Genomic DNA, 21,932 nt, shown 5'->3' with positions numbered 1-21,932 from the left:
ACCTATATTAAAACCCAAATATCTCAGCATTAAATTGAGAAATTTGGGTTTTTCTAAAGGAATCAATTTTTTAAAAAATTTTTAGAAATTTAAACATAAAGTATTGTATACATGTAAGTATGATTAAAAATGAAAAGTTGTAAATGCTAAATTTAATTAAATACGCCTTGCTCTCTTTAACATTGGCCTGAATGAATAGTTTATAGGAGATTACACTGGCTAAAGATGCGATGATTGTTCCGAGCCCTCCAATATTTACTCCTAGTAATAAAGCTTTCCAATCAGAAGTAAAGTTTGATAGAAGAATTGAAGTAGGAAAATTGCTAATCAATTGACTCAAAAATATGGAACTAAAGAAGACTGAAGTATCTCCTCTTAAATTAGCGCGAGCAAATGTCTCCAGTGCATCCGAATGTGAAATGTTTCCGATGAAAATAAAAAAACAGACAAAGGTTATTAGAAGAAAGTAATCGATCTTAAATAGTAAGTTTCTATCTAACGTAAATGCTGCTATCAATGTGACTATTAGTGCAATGTAATAATTAATGACACCAAAAATAGATGCAATGATAGTGAGAAGTATTAAAATCCAGACGTTAGCTTTTTTTCGATTTTTCACGGTAATAACAGGTAGTTCTATTTTCAAATCTGTTTTTTGAAGTTTTTGAGTACATATAAATAACAAACTAATTCCAAGTACAGCTAAAAGCAGGATTGAACCTAAAAATGGGATGAGCTTAATTCCATAGTAAGAATATAGGTATAAATTTTGTGGGTTTCCCATAGGCATCAAGCTACTACCGATGTTTGCCGCAATTGTTTGCAAGATGATTGTATCCATCATGTTCATTTGTGTTTTTTTACTAATGACAAGTGTTATTGGTACAAAAGTGAGGAGAGCGACATCATTTGTTACAAACATGGAGCAAATAAAGCATAACAAAATTAGAATAATAGATATTGACCTGCTGTTATTGCATTTATTTAAAATGGCAACGGCAAGTTTGTCTAATATCTTTAGCTGTTCCAAGGCCTTAATGGCCACCATTAGATTAAATAAGCTAATTAACACTTCAAAGTTAATATATTCGATCTTTGGCGAATGTATTAAGCAGCTTACAATTGCTAGTATTAGTGAAATGGTAAGTACTAAATCTTTTTTTAAAAATCCGAATTTCATAAGGAGTCTTTTTTTATTTTGAACGAATACTATTTCTTTCACAATACACCACCTGTAATCTATGTTAGTAAATATACGTTTTTTGGGATAACTCGATATTGCTAGAAAAGAGGATGTCATAAGTTCCTAAATAAGAGTTTTGTAATGTTTCATCCCTTCAATAAAATCCTTTTTTGCTTAGTGTCTTTCATGTTGTAAATATGTGCAATATAGACGAATCCAGCTAGGGGGATTAATTGAGAAAACAAATGTTTTTTGTATGATACCATAAATAAATTAAATGCTTTATTTTTTTAATATTCTTATAATATTCTATTGATTCTTGATTTCAAATACTTTATAAGAAGTTCTAAAAGAGAAAAAGTATGCATGTTTTTTATGAAGAAAATAGAGGCTTGTCAAAGGTTAGGTAGAACAGAATCTGCGACGTTTGGATACTGTATAAAATTTACAAAATCTCAGTGTTTTTTAGATGGAAAAAACTTAAAATATTTTTTGTTTTTATAAAAATCTGTACTTTTTCGTAACATTCTGTACTTTTAATTATAAATTAAAGACAAGATTTTCTTAGTTGAATAGTGAAAGCGCTTTATAGAGTTTTTCGCGAAGTTTTTACCTAGCCTATTTTTGAGATTAGTAGTGAGAAAGGAGATATTTCCATGTTCTTGAGAAGATTAACAAAAAACCACTTAATCACTATTGATTATTATGATTTAAATCACCGGTAAACGAAACAAACATAGTAGTACAACAATGTTAGTGGATAAAAATATTAGTTTTGCAGAAAGGGGTAGAGCATCCGTTTGTATAATTGTTAAGTACTTCAAAATTTCAGTTTTACGGTTACATGTTGTGATGTTTGCTTAAACAGGCCAATCCGATTCATATAGAAAATTTTTATCCTTGTTGTATTTGAATATGAAAGAGGTATTTATACCAGGAAATATAGGTGATTTTATATAGATTATGATAGATAAATTTTGGTATGGAGTGATGATATGGAAAGGTTTTTTGTAGATTTAGTCGGATCAACAAATGATTTTTTATGGTCTAAATTGTTAATTATTATGCTTGTTATTTGCGGAATTTATTTTACATTTAAATTGAATTTTGTACAGTTTCGAATGTTAAAAGAGATGGTCCGTGTATTAATGGAGGGAAAAAGTGGTGCTAAAGATCAAGTTTCTCCTTTTCAAGCGTTTTGTATTGGTATGGCAGCCCGCGTTGGAACAGGGAATATTACAGGAATTGCGATTGCAATTGCATTAGGTGGTCCTGGAGCTGTATTTTGGATGTGGATTATTTCTATTATCAGCTCGGCATCTAGTTTTGTCGAAAGCACATTAGCACAGATATATAAAGTAAAAGATAAAACTGGTTTCCGCGGTGGTCCATCCTATTATATGGAAAAAGGGTTGAATAAACGTTGGATGGGAGTATTATTCTCTATTTTAATCACAATTACTTTTGGACTTGTATTCAATTCAGTACAATCAAATACAGTTACAATTGCTTTTCAAAACTCATTTGGTACAGATCGTCTAACAGTTGGGATAATCATGGCCATTGCTTTCGCTGCGATTATTTTTGGTGGTGTACAACGTATTGCAAAAATGGCTGAATACAAGGTGGTATTTTTAGCGGTATTATACATTGGAGTCGCATTATTTGTTGTAGTTACCAACATATCAAAAATGCCGGAAGTTCTTTCTCTTATTGTTCAAAACGCATTTGGTTTTAAACAAATAGCAGGCGGTTCAATTGGTGCAGCACTTATGAATGGAGTTAAACGTGGTTTATTTTCAAATGAAGCTGGTATGGGAAGTGCACCAAACGTTGCCGCAACAGCAACAACAAGTCATCCGGTGAAACAAGGACTGATTCAAGCATTTGGTGTATTAACGGATACACTGATCATTTGTACTAGCACTGCCTTTATTATTTTGCTGTCTGATGCATATAAACAACCGGGATTAAATGGTATTGCACTTACACAAGCAGCATTAAGTGAACACATAGGTCCTTGGGCATCGGGTTGTCTTGCTATCTTTGTTTTTTTATTTGGATTTGGTGCGTTAATTGGCAACTATTATTATGGTGAAACAAATATTCGCTTCTTACATACAAGTAAAGTGTGGTTAATGATATACAGAATAAGTGTGTTGGCTATGATTGTATTTGGTTCTGTTGCAAAGATTCAAATTGTATGGGATTTAGCGGACTTATTTATGGGCTTTATGGTTATTATTAATTTAATTGCTATTACCTTACTTTCAAAAGTAGCATTTGCGGCGTTACAAGATTATATAAACCAGAAAAAAGCTGGTAAAGATCCTATTTTTTATAAAGAAAACATTAAAGGGCTTGAAAATATTGAATGTTGGGATAGTTATGAGAAAACTTCAAAAAAGAAAAGTGTGTAATAAGAAGGATATTCAGACTGCAATATGTCTGAATATTTTTCTTGGTTCTAGTGCAAATATTATTGATTATAGTAAAGAAAAAATCATTCTATATAAAGTTAATAGTACGGGGGAATATGATTAAATGATAAAGGATTCTAGCGTTCAAGTTGAGGGTCAAGAAAAAGTTTGCTTAGATCAATGGGTAGCTCATTATCGAGCGTATGCAGCTAAGGGACGAAGCGCCAGTTATATTCCCGCTCTGGGGGAAATAAATGTATCGCAGTTAGGTATTTGTATAGTAAAGCCAGATGGAACAATGATAAAATCAGGAGATTGGGAGATACCTTTCACATTACAAAGTATATCAAAAGTAATCGGTTTTATAGCCGCTTGTTTAAGTCGCGGTATTTCTTATGTATTAGAACGAGTTGACGTAGAGCCAACTGGAGATGCCTTTAATTCAATTATTCGTTTAGAGATACATAAACCAGGAAAACCTTTTAATCCTATGATCAATGCTGGAGCGATTACGATAGCTTCACTTTTGCCAGGGACATCGGTGCAAGAAAAATTAGAATCTCTATACGTATTAATTGAAAAAATGATAGAGAAGCGTCCCGCTATTAATGAAATAGTATTTCAATCAGAATGGGAAACGGCTCATCGTAATAGAGCATTAGCATACTATTTAAAGGAGAATGGTTTTCTAGAATCAGATGTGGAGGAGACACTAGAGGTTTACCTAAAACAATGTTCGATTGAAATAAATACAGAAGATATTGCCTTAATAGGGCTTATACTAGCACATGATGGATATCATCCTATTCGCAAAGAACAAGTGCTCCCTAAAGAAGTAGCTAGGTTAACAAAAGCTTTAATGCTAACTTGTGGAATGTACAATGCTTCTGGAAAATTTGCTGCTTTCATTGGATTACCAGCTAAGAGTGGGGTATCCGGCGGAATTATGACACTTGTTCCCTCAAAATCTAGGAAGGATTTATCGTTCCAAGATGGATGTGGTATTGGTATTTACGGACCAGCCATTGATGAATATGGGAATAGTTTACCAGGAATTATGTTGTTAGAACATATTGCAAAAGAATGGGATTTAAGTATATTTTAAAAAGGAGCACAGATATTTTGGTGTTAGAGCGAGTCCAAAAGTGTTCAGACCTTATATTGTGTCTGAACATTTTTGAGTTATAAAGTATCTTTCTAAAGTAGAAGGGTGTAATGAATACTCACAATCTATAATGCTTTCGTTTATATCTTATTTATCAGCTTTTGAAAAAAATAGAGTAAGTATTGTATTAATGCAAATAGGTTTGTATACTGACTGTTAGGCGAAAGTGAGAAGTGATTATTTTGAATCTTAGTAATTTAGTAAAAAAAGACATCTATATTCTCGTTTTAATGATACTTACAGTACCCTTAGTAGGTGAAATAAAGTCATTTCCTTTAAATGAAACATTTAGAATGAGCTTTGGTGCACCAACATTTTTCTTTTTTTTGTTATTGTTTCGACGAATTCCAGCATTTTTACCGGGTTTTTTAACAGCGATAGTCGTGGTAGTATTTCGTATCTCAATGGATGTCATTATAAAGGGAAATATGGATTGGCTAGCCGCTTTTCATACTCACTATCCTAGTTTTTTCTTTTATTTTACCTATTCGTATCTCTTTCATTTAGCAAAAATCAAACGTTTTTATCATCAACCACTAATGATTGGTTTTATTGGTTGCATGATTGAAATACTGTCAGACTGTGTGGAATTAATGATTCAATATTTCGTATTAAAAACATCGATCACATCCCAGGCAATAAATGAGATCATTGTTATCGCATGTTCCCATAGTTTTATAGTTCTAAGCTTTTTCAATATGATGAAATTGTATGAAGCGCAATCAAGGGAGAGACATATAAAGAAACAAAATGAACATATGCTCATGCTCATCTCTAATTTATATGAAGATGCTGTTCATTTAAAGAAAACATTACAAGATGCTGAGAATATAACAAAAAAATCCTATGATTTATATAAAACCTTAGACTCCTTTGAGCACAAACAGATGGATTTTCAGTTTGAGGATTTAAGGCAACAGGCATTACAAATTGCTGGTGAGGTCCATGACGTTAAAAAGGATAACCAACGTATTTTTGCGGGACTTTCAAAATTAATTTCTGATGAAAGTTTTACAGATTATATGTCTGTACATGAACTAGTAAATATCATTATACGGGCAAATACGAAATATGCACGGTTGCTAGAGAAAGACATCCAATTTGTGTATAAAATTGATGGTGTGCATCCTCATTATCATATTTACACAATCTTATCTATTATAAATAATATCGTTACAAACGCTGTAGAAGCTATCCAAGGTATGGGAACCATCACAATTGACATTAATAAAGACCACCATTTTGTTGAATTTCAAATAGGCGATAATGGTCCTGGTATTTCTTCAAAATATAAAGATTCAATTTTTGAGCCTGGGTTTACTTCTAAATATGATGATTTAGGCAACCCATCGACAGGTATCGGATTATCGTATGTTAAAGAAATGGTCGCACAACTTGAAGGTGATGTTACGTTTGAGGACAGAACCGAAGGAAAAGGATCAATTTTTATAATTAGATTAGGGATTGATCATATAATTTCGAAAGGGTGATTCTATGTATTTTTATATAGTAGATGATGAAAAAGCGGTTCGCTCAATGTTGGCTCAAATTATCGAGGATGAAGATCTTGGGGAGGTTATAGGAGAAGCTGAGGATGGTTTATCTTTAGAGCAACAAATGGTAATCCTTAAAAATATAGACATTTTATTTATCGATTTGTTAATGCCGAATCAAGATGGAATAAAAACAATTCGTCAAATAAAGCCTTCGTTTAAAGGGAAAATCATCATGGTCTCTCAAGTAGAATCAAAAGAATTAATTGCTGAAGCTTATTCGCTTGGTGTTGAATACTATATTATTAAGCCAATTAACCGGATTGAAGTATTAACAGTTGTTCGGAAAGTCATTGAACGAATTCGTTTGGAAAAATCAATAAAAAACATTCAAGAATCGCTTAATATGGTACTAAAATTGGATAGTAATTCAATTGTGCAAGAAAAATACCGTAATGAAAAACATTTAAATACTTTCAATCATTTTCAAAATTCCATTCATTTTCTTTTGTCTGAATTAGGAATAGCCAGTGAAAGTGGAAGTAAAGATTTAATGGATATGCTAGATTATTTATATAAATATGAACAAGATAACACGTTGGAACAAGGCTTTCCCTCACTAAAAGAGATTTTTATGAATTTAGCTCAAAAAAAACTTGGGGATTCAGCTGAAGATGCCGAATTAAAAAGGTTCATAGAAGCTTCCAAACAACGGATTCGGAGAGCAATTTATCAATCATTAAACCATTTAGCATCCCTTGGACTTACTGATTTTTTAAACCCGAAGTTCGAAAATTATGCTTCTAGATTTTTTGATTTTACTACCGTAAGGAGAAAGATGACAGAATTGAATAATGAACCAACATTACCTGCTCGTATTGATACGAAAAAATTTATTCAAGTTCTTTATTTTGAAGCAAAACGAATACACTTGGAGTTAAGATAATAAACTCTTGCTAAGTATTATTTTCAATTGATAGATTGATAATTGTTTTCATGTTATTGGTTTTATATAGTTTTTCTAAGAGAGGATTTTCCTTTATTTCATATTGGTTTTAAAATCAGAAAATTCCGTATCGATTCGGTAGAAGTGTATGAACTTAAAACAAAAGAATATGTATTTTTTACACATTAATATTCATTAAAAAAAACGAGTATTTTCACAATAAAATATAAATACATAGTAAGTTGAATTGAAAAAAAGATGCTACCTTCTGGCATCTTTTTTTCTTTAAGAGGAAATATCATTGATCCTTATATTATTTGAAATTCAAATGCGGGCATATAAATAAGGGAAAAGGAGATAATATTTAACAAATTATAATTGGAAATGGTATTTTAGGTCAGAAATGTTTTTATACTAATTAGGTTATTGGTACTAAATAAGCATAATGTCTCGCTTTTCTGCTCTTTAATCTTATCGTTATTTTTTATTAAGTACATATCGTTTTTTAGAAATCTCAATCCTAGCAGAGTATATAAATTGGGTGATAAAAATGTGGAACATAATTACTTCTTATCTTCCAGATTGGAAAGTCTTTGTACAAGCTTTTATCTTGTTTTTAATTCCGTATACTATCTCAAGATTTTTTCATTGGGTTCGTATGTCAGAGAAAGAGTGGGAAGAATGAGTTGGTGGAAGTCAAGAGACAAACAAGTGAAAAAAAATAATATTCAAAGTAAAACGAAACAAGAGCATAAACCATCTCAAAATACAAACGTTCATTTCACAAATGATTTTGCCTCTAACTTAGAACTTATAAAGCAACAAATCGGACATAATTCTGATGTTCGATTTCGGAAGTTTAATATTGGACGCACAGATATTCAGGCTGGGATCGTTTTTGTTGATGGTCTATCAGATAAAGAGATAATTGACAAACATATTATGAAATTACTAATGGATGATTTTTCTGATGAATATAAAAATGAATCTTCTTATGTGGAGGGGACTGTTTCAAAAGAATATATTAAAAATAAAGTTCTTACAATTAGTGAAGTAGCAGAAGTCCATTACATAAAAGATTTAATACCCAAAGTATTGATAGGTTCAACAGCTCTTTTAATTGATGGTTTAGCAGATGTGTTTATTCTTGGTACAACAAAAGCAAATAAACGAAACATTGAAGAACCAGTATCGGAGGCATTAGTCAGAGGGCCACGGGTCGGTTTTACTGAAGTATTAAGTGATAATACCTCACTTTTGCGACGACACTGTGCGGATGAGAGCTTATCATTAGTAAAGCTACCAGTAGGAGAACGTGCAAAGAAAGAGTTAGTCGTCGCATTTATTAAAGATCTTGCTAGTACAGAATTGGTGGATGAAATAAAAAACAGAATTCAGAAAATTGACATAGACAGTGTACTCGAATCTGGTTATATAGAGCAACTTATTGAAGATAATTATCTCAGTCCTTTTCCGCAGATTCAAAATACAGAACGACCTGATCGTGTTATTAGTGCTTTGATGGAAGGTCGAGTAGCTATTTTGTTAGATGGAACACCATTTGTTTTAATTGCTCCAGTTACATTTAGTATGCTGCTGCAATCACCAGAAGATTATTATGAAAGGTGGCTTCCTGGTACGCTTCTCCGCTTATTACGCTTCATGACAGCTTTTGTTTCATTATTTGCTCCAGCACTGTATATTTCTTTTATTTCATTTCATCCAGGATTAATTCCCACTAAGCTCGCTATTTCTATTATCGGATCGCGAGAAGGAGTTCCTTTTCCCGCTTTAATAGAAGCGTTAATTATGGAAGTAGCTATCGAAGTTTTACGAGAAGCAGGTTTACGTCTGCCTAAACCGATTGGACCGGCAATGGGAATTGTGGGCGGTTTAATAATTGGTCAGGCTGCCGTAGAAGCAGGAATTGTTAGTCCAATAATGGTTATCGTTGTTGCGGTAACAGCTATTTCTTCTTTTACTATTCCGCAATATAGTGTGGGAATTACGTTACGCATTCTTCGTTTTGTAGCTATGTTTTGTGCTGCGATATTTGGATTGTATGGAGTTATTCTCTTCTTTCTTTTACTTTGCAGTCATTTAGTGAAACTGAAAAGTTTTGGCGTTCCTTATACCAGCCCTGCTGTTCCATATCGATTCAGTGATTGGAAAGATTTTATGGTTCGCATGCCATTAAAAATAATGAGACGTCGACCGAAAATAATGCATACCAAAAAAACTATCCGCAAAAGGTAGCTGATGACGAAAGGAAGTGGCCTTCAGTGATTACTATACCTAAAGACCGAATAACAACTTCACAAGCAGTTGTTATTATTGTAAATTACATACTTGGGACAGGAATTCTTACTTTGCCCAGAGCATCTGTGGAAAAAGTGAAAACACCAGATGTATGGTTAAGTGTGATATTAGGTGGGATACTGGCAATGGTTTCAGGAGTAATTATGGTCAAATTAAGTCAGCAGTTTCCAGAAAAAACATTTTACCAATACAGTCAAGATATTGTAGGGAAATGGATAGGGAGATTGCTTAGTTTTCTTATTATAGGGTATTTTCTTACAACTTCAGCATTTCAAATTCGTTCAATGGCAGAAGTAATAAGCTTTTTTTTACTAGAAGGAACCCCCACATGGGCTATTGTTATGCCTTTTATGTGGATAGGTCTCTATTTGATTATGGGTGGTATTAATTCAATTGCACGGATGTTTGAAATAATATTTCCTATTACTGTTTTTATTTTTTTAATCATTTCCTTTATGAGTATCGGAATATTCGAGATAGATAATCTCCGTCCCGTATTAGGTTTGGGAATTAAACCAGTGTTAGATGGGATAAAAACAACGTCTCTCGCATATACAGGTCCTGAAATTATGTTAATTCTTTTGGTATTTATGGAACAACGAAAGAAAGCAGTAAAAGCTATTTTAGTTGGAATTTCTATTCCGTTAATCTTTTATGTAATAACTGTTGTAATGGTCATTGGTGCATTATCAGTTGATGGGGTTGTAACAAGAACATGGCCGACAATTGACCTTATGCGCAGTTTTGAAATTTCTGGTTTGATATTTGAACGTTTTGAATCTTTACTGCTTGTAATATGGATTATGCAAATATTTGCTACCTATACGATTAGTTATTATGCAGCTGCATTAGGATTAGCGCAACTCTTTAAAAAGAGTATTCATCCATTTATTTTTGCTTTGATTCCAATCATTTACATCATTGCTATGACTTCGAAAAATATAAATGACTTGCTTAAATTGGGGGATATGCTCGGTAATGCTGCTTTATTTTTATTTGGTTTACTGCCACTGCTTCTTCTTATTATTACGCGATTAAAAGGAGGAGTAGTGTGAAACATAAATTTAATTATATGCGGTTCTATTTGGCTTTGTTATGGACGCTTTTGCTTCTATTTTTAACAGGGTGTTGGAGCAGTAAAGAAGTAGAAGAATTGAGTTTAACTGCAGGTATAGCACTAGATAAAGGGAAGGATTCAACAATTGAGAAAGAGGATGAGGAAGGAGGTTATCCTAAAAGAAACCTTATAACAGCTACTTATCAAATTGTTAGTTCGCAAGCACAAAGTAAAGGAAATGGACAACAAAAACGTTATATAAATGTTTCTGAGACCGGTGATTCCATTCATCAAATTGTTCGTGAGTTTTCATTGAAAAGAGAGAGCACAATGTTCAGCCCACATTTAAAAAATATTGTTATTAGCGATAGTCTTGTACGTACATACAGTTTAGAACAATTACTTGAACAGTATCTCCGTGACAATGAAGTTCGGCTTAGCTGTATGCTCTTAATTAGCAAGGGTCTAGCGAAGGAGGTACTGGAATCAAACAAAAAAGGAGAAATCCCAGCATTTCGTTTGTCTGGAATTGCAGATAATAGAAATAGAACAACAAGGATTTTACCTCCTGTATCGCTCGCTAAATTGGAAGGAAAGATGCGGTCAGGGGCCAGTTTTCTTTTGCAAAATGTAATCTCGATAAATGGGGAAACAAAATTTGCAGGAGCTGCTGTAATTAAAGGGAAGACAAAAAAGTTGATGGGCTTTTTAAATGAGCAGGAATTGGAAGGAGTAGTATGGATAAACGGAAAAAGGAATGGTGGTGTGGTAAAAACTTTTGATAAAGAATCAAAGAAACTCATTATATACGAAATAAAGTCAATAAAAAGCAAAATCATACCACATGTTAACGGAAATAATATTTCCTTTGATGTAAACATTGAATCAGAAGGGCGTTTGTCTGAAAATTGGATGCAATCAGGAAAAGATTTTGAAAATGAATTTTTGAAAAGGGAAGAAAAAGCTATTGAAAAAGAAGTAAAGCACTTAGTACATCATGTTACAAAAAAAATACAAAAAGAATACCAAGTCGATATTGCGGGTTTTGGAAACCAATTAAGAATTAAGCACCCGAGAACATGGGAGAAAGTCAAAAAAGATTGGGATCGAACATTTAGTATGGTACCGATTAAATATCATATAAATGTAACTATACAAGATTATGGAGCGTCAAGTTTAAAACGGTGAGATACCTTAATTGAAATTATATTTGCATCAAAACAAAAAGTTACAAAAATTTTAATTTAAAAATTTTTGTAACTTTTTGTTTTTTTATGTCCTTCTTATTATAGATTAAAGAAATGATTTTATCCCGCTATTTGCGGGGCAGTAAGACCCCCACCTCAAAATTCAGCGAAAGCAAAGAAGTTATTAGAGGTATATGTAAGCTCTATATAGGAAGGAGAATTTTGAAATTCTATTGATAAACCCAGTAATTGTAATAGCCCTTATTTAGAATAATAATTTCAAAATCAATAAAATTTAGAGTAGAAGGAGCAAGAGCAAATTATTATGAATAAACAAATAGGATTCATCGGATGTGGAAACATGGGTATCGCTATGATAGGTGGGATGATAAAAAAAAATATAGTTTCTCCAGATCAAATAATTTGTTCAGATTTAAACGTCATTAATTTAAAAAATGCTAGTAATGAATATGGCATAACTATAACTACTAACAATAATGAAGTCGCTAACAGTGCTGACATTTTAATTTTATCAATCAAACCAGATTTATACTCATCGGTAATTAACCAAATAAAAGATCAAATAAAAAATGATGTAATCGTTGTAACTATTGCTGCAGGAAAAAGTATTAAGAGCACTGAGAATGAATTTGGTAGAAAGTTAAAAGTTGTTAGAGTAATGCCTAATACACCGGCACTTGTTGGAGAAGGAATGTCTGCGTTATGTTTTAATGAAATGGTTACAGAAAAAGATATAAAAGAGGTACTGAACATATTTAATATTTTCGGCCAGACGGAGGTCATAAATGAAAAGCTAATGGATGTTGTTACATCTATTAGTGGTTCTTCTCCAGCATATGTGTATATGTTTATAGAAGCCATGGCAGATGCTGCTGTACTTGGTGGTATGCCGAGAAAACAAGCTTATAAATTTGCGGCTCAGGCTGTATTAGGTTCTGCAAAAATGGTATTGGAAACAGGAATACATCCAGGTGAATTGAAGGATATGGTTTGTTCTCCAGGTGGAACGACGATAGAAGCTGTAGTAACGCTAGAAGAAAAAGGTTTAAGAACAGCTATCATTTCAGCTATGAAACGTTGTACGCAAAAATCTATGGAAATGTCTAGTTTAACTAGTAAGTGAGAAGCGAATTTATATAATATTTCAAATCTATTTAATGTAAAAGAAATATTATGAGGCTAGTTAATAACTAAGTAAATTTATATACAACACTAACGAGAAGAACAAACCTTATTTTAAAGGGGATACAGAAAATATGAGTAATTTACTAAAAAAGAAATCCGTTACACAATTGTTAGAGCATAATCAAAGCAAGACTTTAACGAAAACATTAGGGGCATTTGATTTAATTATGTTAGGGGTAGGCTCGATAGTTGGAACAGGCGTTCTTGTGTTAACTGGATTAGTAGCAGCAAGAAATGCTGGTCCAGCAGTTGTTTTTTCATTTATACTTGCAGCAATTATATGTGGATTTATAGCATTATGTTACGCGGAAATTGCTTCTACACTCCCGGCGTCTGGTAGTGTATATACGTACTCATATGCAACAATTGGTGAGTTTGTTGCTCATCTAGTAGGTTGGTCATTGCTGTTAATATATATCGTGGCAACAGCAGCTGTCGCTGCTGGATGGACAGGCTATTTCCACAATTTAATAAAGGGATTTGGATTAGAGATACCTAAAGCTCTAGTAACGATTCCTTCGCATGGTGGTATTGTGAATCTACCAGCAGTAATTATTACATTGATATTAGCATGGATGTTATCCCGTGGTACGAGGGAAAGCAAACGAATCAATAATACAATGGTATTGATTAAAATTGGAATGATTTTGTTGTTTATTACGGTTGGTATATTCTATGTAAAACCAATGAACTGGATACCAATTGCACCATACGGTTTAAGTGGAGTTTTTACGGGTGGAGCAGCTATTTTATTCGCTTTTACGGGTTTTGATATATTAGCAACTTCAGCAGAAGAAGTAAAAGATCCGAAACGTAATCTTCCAATCGGTATTATTGCATCATTAATCATATGTACAATTATTTATGTTATGGTATGCCTTGTTATGACAGGAATGGTTTCCTATAAAGAATTAAATGTTCCTGAGGCAATGGCGTATGTAATGGAAGTTGTAGGACAAGGAAAAGTCGCTGGTGCAATTGCTGCAGGTGCTGTAATTGGCCTTATGGCTGTTATTTTTTCCAATATGTATGCGGCAACACGAGTATTCTTTGCAATGAGTCGTGATGGATTGTTACCGAAATCATTTGCGAAAGTTAATAAGAAAACTGGAGCACCCACTTTTATAACTGGATTAGCAGGAATAGGGAGCTCTATAATAGCTGGGTTTATTGATTTGAAAGAATTAGTTAATTTAGTTAATATCGGTAGTTTGGTGACATTTGCGTTAGTTTGTCTATCAGTTATTATCCTTCGTAAATCACACCCAAATTTAAAACGTGGATTTATGGTACCTTTTGTACCTGTATTACCATGCGTTGCAATTGTATGCTGTGTGTTTTTAATGCTAAATTTACCGTTAAGGACATGGGTGTACTTTAGTATTTGGATTACTATTGGGGTAGTAGTATATTTCCTTTATTCGATAAAACACAGTAATTTAAATGAGGAAACGATCTCGAAATTACATGATAAAATTGCGAGATAATAACGATCGAAAATTTTATTAATAATCATATTGATAGTTGAGTAACATAGAAGCAGTTTTTTGACATTTAGCAAGAGATAAAATAAGAGATGCTAGGGCAGCTAAGTACTTTTTTAGAAACCTTGCTTGTTTTTTACGATTTAAAACTGCTAAGGAGAGAGAAGTATGAGTGAATTGCATTTTATGAGTATAGAAGAATTGGATAATAAATTGAAAAAATCTGACAGTGGTATTTATTTCATTAAAGACTATAATGACAATATTATTTATGTAGGCAAGGCTTTTAGTATAAAAAGTAGAGTATTAGCTCATTTTAATAGTTATTCCAATATTGAGGAATATGTACATTTATTTAATAAAGTAGCGTATCTCATTGAAGATAGTTTGTTAAAACGCTCTTTGTTACAAGTTACTTATATGATTAAATATAGACCAGTATTAAACAAAGAAGTACAAAAAGAATTCCCAGAGTTGTATACTCAATACATTAAGCAGACAAATAAAAAATCTATGTTGTTAGAAATTGATGAAGCTAAAGAAAAAAGGGATGAGTTAAAGAATAAATTAGTAAAATTAGTGGGTGGAAAAACTATGTTTTATGACATAATTTCTCTGTTAAATAATGGATATAACTATCATGTCCTCGCAAAAGTATTGAGCATAGAACTTCAAACTTTAATTATAATAAAAGAACACCGAAATAAATTCCCGATACCACATAATTATAAGAGGACAATAAAACATCAAGATATAATGTATGCTTTATCTGGAAAAAAGAATTTAAGTACTTAAAGGTTAAACACTTAACTTTAAAATAGTAAATTCGTTGCTTTTGTAGCTTTTATTGTTATATTGAAATGCAATGTACATTTGTGTTTCAAATTTAATTGGTGAAATAAGGGGAGGGAAAGGGTTCCTATAAAAATACTGGAATAAATAAGGTTATTCATGCGTAAATAGCATAATTAGGTACATGTTATTTATAAATATTCAAAGATACGAAAGTAATACAAATGAAATTCTTATTTCTGCTACTACAAGTACTATTGAGCAAATGAAGTATGAAATTGCTTTTGAACTAGGAGTCACACTGGGACCTGATACATCACATCATCTGCAAATGGTTCGGATCGGTGGAGAGATTACAAAACGCTTAGTTCGAATGGCTGAAAAACAGTTAACAGGTCAATACAGACTACACTAAGAAAATAATCCGTATATATACGGATTATTTTTCCTTTAATTTACAAAAAAATAAATTTCGAAATTGAAAAAACCTCTCAGATTCTTTTGTAATGATGTTTTTTAGTTATGTTAATGACGTAGGTATTGGAAGGTGATAAATTCGATACGAGCGATGTATGAACCCTTTAAAGAGTTTTGGTGTTATTTGCAATTTTAATTCCATAATACTTAAGCCGATATAATAAAATGTTTTATGTCTAAATCGATATAAAGGAATAGTTTTTAAGTGATATTTCTTTTTTTATAGAATAAGCAAAACTTGATATTGTAGTAAGAATTGTTTTGATGTCAATTTACTGTGCACCTTGGTTATTGAAGTTTTTGGTTGATTAACAACTATTGTATTTGGAAATTAATAATAAGTTTATCTCGCTATTTGCCCGTAAAAGCCCGATTGGTGTGGGCTAATAATCAGTGGGGATGAACAAAACACCCACTGATTAAAGTTTCACTTTATGTGATGCGGTACTAAAACCATCTAGTTTGCTATTTTTAGTATTTGTAAAGTCTATATATATTTTCCTCTTTTGTGGAAAGTAAGCTAATGTTGCGACCAGTAATATAGTGTCATTTTTTTGAAAATTCCATTCTTTTTTTATTTTTAGTTGATGAAAAGACCTTTCTCTCAATTAAATGTTTAGTTGAGTACTTGAATTTCCTCCACCTTGTATTTTTCAAAGCATAGTGCTTCAAAAATAGCCGTATCGCTTTCATCTGTTTCCAATTTCACAACTTCTTTATTATCTTTTTTTAAAATTTGGAGCAAAATAGTTTTTCAGTTTCATATTTAAATTAGCAGTATTTATTTTTTTGAATTCAATTTGTATAAGTGATTGAATTGGAACTTTGACTGTTATTTCTTGCGGTGGTACAGTATCTCCTGTTATTTTCGCTTTATTTTAAATCTTTTTCCAGCTTGGTCCTCGCATTGACTACCACTGTATTTTGTAGTATTTCACTGTTTTCTCAAGTTCAATAATTATATCTTGTAGAATTAAGAAAAGAACTTAGCTTATTTCCTTTACTTATCTTATCTACTCTGATATTTAGATGCTAACTACAATTAAATAATATATGATTTTTATAAAAAAGATATAGTAATATTTTGTTGTGAATTGTACTAATTTGATATTTTATAGTATTATTTGTCGTGAATTATATATAACAGAATATATTTTATGGATCTATAAAGGAGAATGTAATGAATACTTCTATCGATATACAACACTTGTGTGATCTTGCACATAAAGCATTTAATGCCCCTGTACATATTTTATCTGCAGACAGAAAAATTTTATATCATTCTACATCTGATAATGTTTGTAGTCCTTTTTATTCTTCAAAAGAAGAACATCTTACTGATATTTATCAAGAAAACGATCCCTTTAACTTGCCACTTTTCCGAAGTAACAACTATCTTGAAAATTTTGTTCTAATTCATATAGAAAATCATGATGATATTAAAGGGACTATTATAATCGGTCCTACTATACATCCAAAAGATTCAGATGATATGATCATAAAATTTCAGAAAGAATTTAAAGCAAATGATAACATTCAAGAAAGACTTGCCTATTATCAGTGTTTATCTGAGATTAAAAAAACTACATTAATTGATATGGGAATTTTATTACATTACATGATTTTCAATGAAAAGTTAGATGTAGATATTGTCTTGGAAAAAAATAAAGTACTAGAGGAAGTTCCTAATAAAATTGTGAAACCGGATTTATATATTTTAAAACGCCGACAAAACAAACCTAAAACGCACAATATGGCATTAGTAAATGATTTCTTTTCGACTATTAAAGAAGGAAATAAAAAAAAGTTAATACAGTATATGTATGCGGTTTCGCAAGAAGATGTTGAACTTATGCTAATAGAGGATCCGCTCAGGAATCAAAAAAACCTTGGAATTATTGCGATTACCTTAGCCACTCGATATGCAATAGAAGGAAACCTGCCACCAGATATTGCTTTTGCTCATAGTATTTTATATATACAAACCCTAGAACAATTAGATAATGTAGAATCTGTAAAGCGATTGTCAGGGGATGCTTTACGTACTTTTGCAGATCGTGTGAAAGAATACAATGCAAAAAAGTATTCTTACGCGGTTACTACATGTATAAAACATATTAATAAAAATGTTTACGATGGAATATCTCTGAATGAACTTGCTAATCATTTAGAAATTACGCCTACTTATCTGTCTAAACTATTTAAAAAAGAAATGGGAATTACTTTAAGCGAATATATTCAAAGGGAACGAGTGGAAGAAGCAAAGAAATTATTAACACTCACTACTTATTCGTTATCAGATATCTGTGCTTGGCTTAACTTTAATGACCAAAGTTATTTTATAAGAGTTTTCAAAAAAATCACTAGTATGACTCCTAGGCAGTACCGTGAAAAATATACAGTAATATAAGCTTGTTATCTGCTGTCTCCAATGTAAAGACTTAAACATGGGTATAAGTATCCCCAAAAATGAAAATTCACTAACCATTATTTTGCTAAAGAAAACAAAAAGACAGAAGGCTGCAAAGTGTTCCAAGGAAGCTTTGCAGCTTTTTTGTAATTTAAAACCTATGTTTATAACGATGATAAGTTTATAGACTAATATCTTCATACTGAATATTTGTTAATAATGATATTAGGATGTTTTGTGAAAAAATCAACAATATAACATATATTACTAAATATATCTACATTTTATGCAATTATACATAACTAAATAAAGGTAAAAAAGTATAAAAAGACCTATTATATTATTCTATAAGTATTTTTTCTAAAATAAAATTTCTCGGTTGAGCTAAAATAGTTATTTTTAACCGTATACACATTAATTTGTAATCATTACAATTACAGAAATGAAATTTACGGATAACTATATTTGTATAATTTTTTTCGGTTCATATTTTTATTTAACAGTAAATTATCGATCGTAATCGACAAAATTTTTCTATTTACGCATTAAAAATTTAATGTTTTAATGAACAACATAACTGGTATGACCAGACAGAAAGGATAAGGTTACGCTAATAGGAATTATAGTGAAGTTGTAAGTAACATTATGTTGAAAATATTTTTCGAATAGTCTATTTATTTACAAGAGGTCAAGAATCAAGTTTGTAATAAACGTGTTCTAAGTTTCTGCATAACAAAAGTGAAGTTATTCCGCAATAAAAGTATAAGCGATGTACAGTATAATTTTACCTTTTTTAGTCTAGTAAGGAGTTTGCTGATAAAACTAAGAGTAATATTATTAAATTTAAATTAAACAATGTTATGGCAAGATTAACTGTAAGCATTGGTTTATTGATTCTCGCGGTTCTGTAAGTTAAACCGCAATTCTAGGGAAGAATTACACATTTACTATTCATAGGGTGCTTGATTCAAATATAGTTAATAAATTTTTGTTATTTATATTTGAAAAAATAGAGTATCGAAGTGAGAGGTAAGTAAAATCCTTACATTCTATTAGAAGTAAAAAATAACGATATTATCCTATCTGAAAGATTTCTCCTTCTTAATCAGTTTACAAAGAGAGAGGTCATACAAGTTATATGAATTAAGTTATAAAAACAATGGTAAAGGAGTGTACGGAATGAAAACTAAAATAATTACAGGATTATTAGTCACATCCATTGTAACTGGAGGAAATATTCCTATCAATACTCTCGCAACACCAATCGTTCAAGCAGAAACTCAACAGGAAGGCATGGATATTTCCTCTTCATTACGAAAATTAGGTGCGCAATCTAAATTAATCCAAACGTATATTGATCAATCTTTAATGAGTCCTAATGTACAGTTAGAGGAAGTCACAGCTTTAAATACAAATCAATTCCTAATCAAACAAGATATGAAGGAATGGTCATCGGAACTCTATCCACAGTTAATTCTATTAAATTCAAAAAGCAAAGGATTTGTAACAAAATTTAATAGCTATTACCCGACATTAAAATCGTTTGTAGACAATAAAGAAGATAGAGAAGGGTTTTCGGATAGACTTGAAGTACTTCAAGAAATGGCTATGACGAATCAAGAAAATACGCAACGGCAAATCAATGAATTAACAGATCTTAAATTACAGCTTGATAAAAAATTAAAAGATTTTGATACCAATGTGGCAACTGCGCAAGGCATACTAAGTACAGATGGAACAGGAAAAATAGATCAGTTAAAAAATGAAATATTAAATACAAAAAAAGCAATTCAAAATGATTTACAGCAAATTGCATTAATACCAGGGGCTTTAAATGAACAGGGATTTGCTATATTCAAAGAAGTTTATAGTCTTTCAAAAGAAATTATTGAACCAGCTGCGCAAGCAGGGGTGGCAGCATATAACAAAGGAAAAGAAATTAACAACTCTATTCTAGAAGCTGAGAAAAAAGCAGTGCAAGAAGCAACAGAGCAAGGTAAAACGGCTCTAGAGATTGAATCAGCAAAAAAAGCAGCTCGTGAAGCAATTGAGAAAAGCAAACAAGGTGAAATAGCAGCCGCAGCCGCAGCAAAAACACAAGAGTATGACCTGATGAAGGTCATTGATACCGAAAAGATTAAGAAAACATTTGGCGTTTTTGCTGAAGTAAATAAATTAACAGCAGAACAGCGAGCATATTTAGATGATTTAGAGAAACAAAATCAAAAAATATATGATTTAACAACGAAATTATCAATAGCTGATTTACAAAAATCAATGCTTCTTCTTACACAAAATGATTTGCATACGTTTGCAAATCAAGTAGATGTAGAACTGGATCTACTAAAGCGCTATAAAGAAGATTTAAATCTAATAAAAAATAGCATTACAAAATTATCTACTAATGTTGATACAACTAACGAGCAGTCTCAAAAAGATACATTAAGACAATTAAAAAATGTAATAAGTTACCTTGAAGAACAAGTATATAAATTTTAATATTGCGTTTTTCGGAAATATGTAAAGATTATAAGCATTTAGCGAAAGAAGGAGAATAGTCATGAAAAAATTTCCATTCAAAGTACTAACTTTAGCTACATTAGCAACTGTTATAACTGCTACTACCGGTAACACTATTCATGCATTTGCACAAGAAACGACTGCTCAAGAACAAAAAGTAGGCAATTATGCATTAGGCCCCGAAGGACTGAAGAAAGCATTGGCTGAAACAGGGTCTCATATTCTAGTAATGGATTTATACGCAAAAACAATGATTAAGCAACCAAATGTAAATTTATCTAATATCGATTTAGGCTCAGAGGGGGGAGAGTTGCTCAAAAATATTCACCTTAATCAAGAGCTGTCACGAATCAATGCGAATTACTGGTTAGATACAGCGAAGCCACAGATTCAAAAAACTGCTCGTAATATTGTAAATTACGATGAACAATTTCAAAATTATTACGACACATTAGTAGAAACTGTACAAAAGAAAGATAAGGCAGGTCTAAAAGAGGGTATAAATGATTTAATTACTACAATCAATACAAATTCAAAAGAAGTTACAGATGTGATTAAGATGCTACAAGACTTCAAAGGGAAACTATATCAAAATTCTACAGATTTTAAAAATAATGTTGGTGGTCCAGATGGGAAAGGTGGATTAACTGCAATATTAGCAGGTCAACAGGCAACGATTCCACAACTTCAAGCTGAAATTGAGCAACTTCGTTCTACTCAGAAAAAACATTTTGATGATGTATTAGCATGGTCAATTGGTGGTGGATTGGGAGCAGCTATTTTAGTTATTGCAGCTATTGGAGGAGCGGTAGTTATTGTTGTAACTGGCGGTACAGCAACACCGGCTGTTGTTGGTGGACTCTCGGCTCTTGGTGCAGCTGGTATCGGTCTAGGAACTGCGGCTGGTGTCACAGCATCTAAGCATATGGACTCCTATAATGAAATTTCTAACAAAATCGGAGAATTAAGTATGAAAGCAGATCGTGCTAATCAAGCAGTTCTTTCGCTTACTAATGCGAAAGAAACATTGGCATATTTATATCAGACTGTAGATCAAGCGATATTGTCTCTAACAAATATTCAAAAGCAATGGAATACAATGGGCGCAAATTATACAGATTTACTGGATAATATCGATTCTATGCAAGACCACAAATTCTCTTTAATACCAGATGATTTAAAAGCCGCTAAAGAAAGTTGGAATGATATTCATAAAGATGCAGAATTCATTTCAAAGGATATTGCTTTTAAACAGGAGTAGAACTGAAATTTA

Annotated in this window: 16 protein-coding genes; 14 read left to right on the top strand and 2 right to left on the bottom strand. The window is 31.8% G+C overall.

Features of this window, described 5'->3' with window-relative positions:
- Positions 1-70: 70 nt before the first annotated feature.
- Positions 71-1,222, bottom strand: coding sequence for an anion transporter (locus V7S45_RS15340; RefSeq protein WP_025687853.1), 1,152 nt, complete (start codon positions 1,220-1,222; stop codon positions 71-73).
- A 956-nt stretch (positions 1,223-2,178) separates the two neighbouring features.
- Between V7S45_RS15340 and V7S45_RS15335 the strand changes: the two genes are divergently transcribed.
- From V7S45_RS15335 to V7S45_RS15285, 11 genes are all read left to right on the top strand, one after another.
- The gene (locus V7S45_RS15335) at positions 2,179-3,603 is read left to right on the top strand and encodes an alanine/glycine:cation symporter family protein (RefSeq protein ID WP_000439275.1); all 1,425 of its coding nucleotides are present in this window, start codon (positions 2,179-2,181) and stop codon (positions 3,601-3,603) included.
- 124 nt (positions 3,604-3,727) lie between these two features.
- A complete protein-coding gene (glsA, locus tag V7S45_RS15330; RefSeq protein ID WP_000588648.1) occupies positions 3,728-4,708 on the top strand; it encodes a glutaminase GlsA in 981 nt (326 codons plus the stop codon).
- Between the two features lie 233 nt (positions 4,709-4,941).
- Complete coding sequence (locus V7S45_RS15325; protein ID WP_025686878.1) at positions 4,942-6,258, top strand: sensor histidine kinase; 1,317 nt, start codon at positions 4,942-4,944, stop codon at positions 6,256-6,258.
- 4 nt (positions 6,259-6,262) lie between these two features.
- Positions 6,263-7,207 (top strand): response regulator, encoded by a 945-nt coding sequence (locus V7S45_RS15320; RefSeq protein ID WP_000274087.1) that lies wholly within the window; start codon positions 6,263-6,265, stop codon positions 7,205-7,207.
- 681 nt (positions 7,208-7,888) lie between these two features.
- Positions 7,889-9,463 carry a spore germination protein gene (locus V7S45_RS15315; RefSeq protein ID WP_000119234.1) on the top strand — a complete coding sequence of 525 codons (1,575 nt, stop codon included), beginning with the start codon at positions 7,889-7,891 and terminating at the stop codon, positions 9,461-9,463.
- A 26-nt stretch (positions 9,464-9,489) separates the two neighbouring features.
- Positions 9,490-10,581 (top strand): spore germination protein, encoded by a 1,092-nt coding sequence (locus V7S45_RS15310; RefSeq protein ID WP_025686877.1) that lies wholly within the window; start codon positions 9,490-9,492, stop codon positions 10,579-10,581.
- Positions 10,578-11,771 carry a Ger(x)C family spore germination protein gene (locus tag V7S45_RS15305; protein ID WP_025686876.1) on the top strand — a complete coding sequence of 398 codons (1,194 nt, stop codon included), beginning with the start codon at positions 10,578-10,580 and terminating at the stop codon, positions 11,769-11,771. The genes V7S45_RS15310 and V7S45_RS15305 overlap by 4 nt, the downstream gene beginning before the upstream one ends.
- A 324-nt stretch (positions 11,772-12,095) precedes the next feature.
- Entirely contained in the window at positions 12,096-12,914 is an 819-nt protein-coding gene (gene proC, locus V7S45_RS15300; protein WP_001041290.1) for a pyrroline-5-carboxylate reductase, read from the top strand.
- A 133-nt stretch (positions 12,915-13,047) separates the two neighbouring features.
- The gene (locus V7S45_RS15295; protein ID WP_025686875.1) at positions 13,048-14,463 is read left to right on the top strand and encodes an amino acid permease; all 1,416 of its coding nucleotides are present in this window, start codon (positions 13,048-13,050) and stop codon (positions 14,461-14,463) included.
- A 165-nt stretch (positions 14,464-14,628) separates the two neighbouring features.
- Entirely contained in the window at positions 14,629-15,255 is a 627-nt protein-coding gene (locus tag V7S45_RS15290; RefSeq protein WP_025686874.1) for a hypothetical protein, read from the top strand.
- Between the two features lie 181 nt (positions 15,256-15,436).
- A complete protein-coding gene (locus V7S45_RS15285; protein ID WP_000897403.1) occupies positions 15,437-15,667 on the top strand; it encodes an alpha/beta-type small acid-soluble spore protein in 231 nt (76 codons plus the stop codon).
- A gap of 678 nt (positions 15,668-16,345) precedes the next feature.
- On the opposite strand, the gene V7S45_RS15280 is transcribed toward V7S45_RS15285, so the two are convergent.
- A complete protein-coding gene (locus V7S45_RS15280) occupies positions 16,346-16,474 on the bottom strand; it encodes a hypothetical protein (RefSeq protein ID WP_003288606.1) in 129 nt (42 codons plus the stop codon).
- 435 nt (positions 16,475-16,909) lie between these two features.
- Here V7S45_RS15280 and V7S45_RS15275 point away from each other — a divergent pair, with 435 nt between their 5' ends.
- The 3 genes from V7S45_RS15275 (at position 16,910) to hblD (ending at position 21,920) form a co-directional block, all read left to right on the top strand.
- Positions 16,910-18,139: a helix-turn-helix domain-containing protein gene (locus tag V7S45_RS15275; protein WP_001097912.1), complete on the top strand. Its 1,230-nt coding sequence runs from the start codon at positions 16,910-16,912 to the stop codon at positions 18,137-18,139.
- 1,179 nt (positions 18,140-19,318) lie between these two features.
- On the top strand, positions 19,319-20,638 hold the full coding sequence (gene hblC / locus V7S45_RS15270) for a hemolytic enterotoxin HBL lytic component L2 (RefSeq protein WP_000850152.1): 1,320 nt from the start codon (positions 19,319-19,321) through the stop codon (positions 20,636-20,638).
- Between the two features lie 61 nt (positions 20,639-20,699).
- Positions 20,700-21,920 (top strand): hemolytic enterotoxin HBL lytic component L1, encoded by a 1,221-nt coding sequence (hblD, locus tag V7S45_RS15265; protein WP_000714435.1) that lies wholly within the window; start codon positions 20,700-20,702, stop codon positions 21,918-21,920.
- The last annotated feature ends 12 nt before the right edge of the window (positions 21,921-21,932 follow it).

Source organism: Bacillus sp. BR3(2024), assembly GCF_039134555.1.
GTDB lineage: Bacteria > Bacillota > Bacilli > Bacillales > Bacillaceae_G > Bacillus_A > Bacillus_A cereus.
The sequence above is the reverse complement of the archived record's forward strand: the minus strand, read 5'-3'. Positions and strand labels throughout refer to the sequence as shown.

Coding starts and splice junctions, on each gene's coding strand:
- V7S45_RS15290 (WP_025686874.1), top strand. CDS start 14,629: ATGAGTGAATTGCATTTTATGAGTATAGAAGAATTGGATAATAAATTG.
- proC (WP_001041290.1), top strand. CDS start 12,096: ATGAATAAACAAATAGGATTCATCGGATGTGGAAACATGGGTATCGCT.
- hblD (WP_000714435.1), top strand. CDS start 20,700: ATGAAAAAATTTCCATTCAAAGTACTAACTTTAGCTACATTAGCAACT.
- V7S45_RS15315 (WP_000119234.1), top strand. CDS start 7,889: ATGAGTTGGTGGAAGTCAAGAGACAAACAAGTGAAAAAAAATAATATT.
- V7S45_RS15285 (WP_000897403.1), top strand. CDS start 15,437: ATGTTATTTATAAATATTCAAAGATACGAAAGTAATACAAATGAAATT.
- V7S45_RS15275 (WP_001097912.1), top strand. CDS start 16,910: ATGAATACTTCTATCGATATACAACACTTGTGTGATCTTGCACATAAA.
- V7S45_RS15295 (WP_025686875.1), top strand. CDS start 13,048: ATGAGTAATTTACTAAAAAAGAAATCCGTTACACAATTGTTAGAGCAT.
- glsA (WP_000588648.1), top strand. CDS start 3,728: ATGATAAAGGATTCTAGCGTTCAAGTTGAGGGTCAAGAAAAAGTTTGC.
- V7S45_RS15335 (WP_000439275.1), top strand. CDS start 2,179: ATGGAAAGGTTTTTTGTAGATTTAGTCGGATCAACAAATGATTTTTTA.
- V7S45_RS15320 (WP_000274087.1), top strand. CDS start 6,263: ATGTATTTTTATATAGTAGATGATGAAAAAGCGGTTCGCTCAATGTTG.
- hblC (WP_000850152.1), top strand. CDS start 19,319: ATGAAAACTAAAATAATTACAGGATTATTAGTCACATCCATTGTAACT.